The organism is Halomonas sp. 3D7M, from assembly GCF_014897885.1.
Classification (GTDB): Bacteria; Pseudomonadota; Gammaproteobacteria; order Pseudomonadales; family Halomonadaceae; genus Vreelandella.
Genome location: NZ_JABUZF010000164.1, coordinates 1 through 3,403, shown reverse-complemented (window position 1 = coordinate 3,403; position 3,403 = coordinate 1). Strand labels below are relative to the sequence as shown.

Annotated in this window: 2 protein-coding genes; both read left to right on the top strand. The window is 59.2% G+C overall.

Annotation, left to right across the window (positions count from 1 at the left end):
- The first annotated feature begins 25 nt into the window (after positions 1-25).
- Positions 26-2,698 (top strand): pyruvate dehydrogenase (acetyl-transferring), homodimeric type, encoded by a 2,673-nt coding sequence (gene aceE, locus INT22_RS08040; RefSeq protein WP_193061858.1) that lies wholly within the window; start codon positions 26-28, stop codon positions 2,696-2,698.
- Positions 2,699-2,756: 58 nt separating this feature from the next.
- The coding region (locus INT22_RS08035) for a biotin/lipoyl-containing protein (protein WP_193068027.1) at positions 2,757-3,403 on the top strand (647 nt) is incomplete at its 3' end.

The following is a 3,403-nucleotide window of genomic DNA, read 5'->3' as shown; positions in this document are numbered from 1 at the left end:
TTTATCGTCATTCGGAGAGACCTCTATGAGTCTGGAGACAAGAGAAGATCTCGATCCGCTCGAAACCACGGAGTGGCTGGAATCCCTGGAATCAGTACTGGATCGTGAGGGCGAAGATCGTGCCCGCTACCTGATGACCCGCTTGGCGGATCGCCTGCGCCGGGACGGGATGAAGGTACCCTTCTCGGTGACAACCCCGCACCGGAATACGATCCCTGTGCATCGCGAAGCACCGATGCCCGGCGATCTGTTTATGGAGCGCCGCATTCGGTCGTTGATTCGTTACAACGCCATTGCCCAGGTCATCCGTAATAACCGCGCCAACCCCGGGCTGGGCGGCCACATTGCCAGCTTTATGTCGTCGGCCACGCTGTACGATGTTGGCTTTAACCACTTCTTCCGCGCCCCCAAAGGCGATTTTGAAGGCGACCTGATTTACATCCAGGGCCACGTTGCCCCGGGGATTTACGCGCGTTCCTACTTGGAAGGCCGTTTATCAGAAGAGCAGATGGACAAATTCCGTCGCGAAGTCGACGGCGATGGCCTGTCTTCCTACCCGCACCCGTGGCTGATGCCGGACTACTGGCAGTTCCCCACGGTGTCCATGGGCCTTGGCCCGATTCAGGCCATCTATCAAGCCCACGTGATGAAGTACCTGCATCACCGTGAGCTGAAAGACATGTACGACCGTAAGATCTGGTGCTTCATGGGCGATGGCGAGTGTGATGAGCCGGAGTCACTGGGCGCAATTTCCCTGGCGGGGCGTGAAAACCTCGATAACCTGATCTTCGTTATCAACTGCAACCTGCAGCGCTTGGACGGTCCGGTGCGCGGCAACTCCCGCGTCATGGACGAGTTCGAAGGCGTGTTCCGTGGTGCCGGTTGGAACGTCATCAAGGTGGTCTGGGGACGTCACTGGGATCCGCTGTTCGAGAAGGACAAGAAAGGCATCCTGCAAAAGCGCATGGATGAAGCGGTCGACGGTGAGTACCAGAACTACAAGGCCAACGGCGGTTCGTACACCCGTGAGCACTTCTTCGGTAAGTACCCCGAAACCGAAGCGATGGTCAACGACCTGTCTGATGAAGACATCTGGAAGCTCAACCGCGGTGGCCACGACCCGTTCAAGGTCTACGCGGCCTACCACGAAGCGGTCAACCAGACCAACGGTAAGCCCACGGTCATTCTGGCGCACACCGTCAAAGGCTACGGCATGGGCAGTGGCGATGGCGAAGCCGCCAACGAATCCCACCAGGTCAAGAGCATGGAGTACGAGGCGTTGCGTAAATTCCGCGACCGCTTCGGTATTCCGCTCACCGACGAGCAGCTCAAAGATGTGCCCTATTACAAGCCGGAAGAAGACTCCCCCGAGCTGAAATACATGCACCTGCAGCGGGAACGCTTAAACGGCTACCTGCCGAGCCGCCGCAGTGACTTTGAGGCGCTGGAGATCCCCAGCCTGGAAGACAAAACCTTTGCCTCGCAAATGGTCGGTTCCAAAGGGCGCGAAGTCTCGACCACCATGGCGTTCGTGCGCGTTCTGAACGGTCTGGTGAAGGATAAGAAGCTCGGCAAACATGTCGTCCCGATTATTCCTGACGAAGCGCGTACTTTCGGCATGGAAGGCATGTTCCGTCAGCTTGGCATCTACACCTCGGAAGGTCAGAAGTATGAGCCGGTCGATAAAGGCCAGATCATGTTCTACCGCGAGGATCAGAAAGGCCAGATTCTCGAAGAAGGGATTAGTGAAGCCGGTGCCATGTCCGCGTGGATTGCCGCCGCGACGTCCTACAGCAACAACAACGTCACCCTGCTGCCGTTCTACGTCTACTACTCGATGTTCGGCTTCCAGCGCATTGGTGACTTGGCCTGGGCCGCCGGTGACCTGCAAGCCCGCGGCTTTATGGTCGGCGGCACTGCCGGGCGTACCACGCTCAACGGTGAAGGCCTGCAGCACCAGGATGGCCACAGCTTGATTCAAGCCTCCACCATCCCCAACTGCCGCAGCTACGACCCGACCTATGCCCACGAAGTGGCGGTCATCCTCCAGGATGGTCTGAAGCGCATGTTCTCCGATAAAGAGAACTGCTTCTACTACCTGACGGTGATGAACGAAAACTACGAGCACCCCGCGCTTGAGAGCGTGCCCACCGACGATATCGTCAAAGGCATGTACCTGCTCAACGAAACCCAGGGCGACAAAGGCCGCGTGCAGTTGATGGGCTCTGGCACCATCCTGCGCGAAGTCGAAGCGGCTGCCGAGCTGTTGGCCAACGACTGGGGCATTGGCGCGGATATCTGGAGCGTGACCAGCTTTAACGAGCTGCGCCGCGAAGCGCTGCTGCTGGAGCGTGAAGGCTTCCTGAACCCGGACGCTGAAGCCAACAAGCCCCACGTGACGAAGTGCCTGGAAGGCCGTGACGGCCCGGTGATTGCCTCCACCGACTACATGAAGCTCTACGCCGACCAGGTGCGTGCCTGGGTGCCTAGCGAGTACACCGTGCTGGGCACGGACGGCTTTGGCCGTTCCGACACCCGCGAGAAGCTGCGCTACTTCTTTGAAGTAGACCGCTACTTCGTCACCGTGGCGGCGCTACGCGCGCTGGCAGACCGTGGTGAGCTTGATCGCAAGCACGTCGGCGAGGCGCTGAAGAAGTATGGCATTGATGCCAGCAAGCCAAACCCGCTGACCAGCTAAACCGCTGCCCGGCGGGCAAACGCCCGCCGGCTCGATCCGATTTGGAAGGAGCGCGACCTTGAGTAGCGAAATCATCAAAGTTCCCGATATCGGTGGCGATACCGATGTCGAAATCATCGAGATTGCGGTGTCAGAAGGCGACGTCATTGAAGCGGAAGACACCCTAATCACCCTGGAATCTGACAAAGCCAGCATGGACGTCCCGGCCCCGAAAGGCGGCAAGGTGCTCAAAGTGCTGGTCAAAGAAGGCGATAGCGTCTCCGAAGGCGACGACATCGTTGAGCTGGAGGTTGAAGGCGGCACAGACGGTGGCGAAGAGACGTCAGCCCCCGCGTCTGACAGCCAGCCCAACGACGCGCCAGCGAAAGAAGACAAACCGACGCAGGAAGACGCCCCCGCACCGGCAGCGAAGAAAGCCAGCGGCGGCAAGCAAACGGTCGATATTAAAGTGCCTGACCTGGGCGGTTCCGACAGCGTTGAGATCATCGAAGTCGCGGTCAGCGCCGGTGATGAGGTCAACGCCGAAGACACCCTGATCACCCTGGAGTCTGACAAAGCCTCCATGGACGTGCCCAGCCCGCACGGCGGTAAGATCGTTGCGCTCACGGTGAAAGAAGGCGATACCGTCTCGGAAGGCGACGTGATCGGCCAGATGGAAATCGCTGGCGACGGCGGTGATACATCGGCTGAAGAAGACGCATCGCA

Bases quoted from the DNA above. Each gene is read 5' to 3' on its own strand.
- aceE (WP_193061858.1), top strand. From the start codon at position 26: ATGAGTCTGGAGACAAGAGAAGATCTCGATCCGCTCGAAACCACGGAG.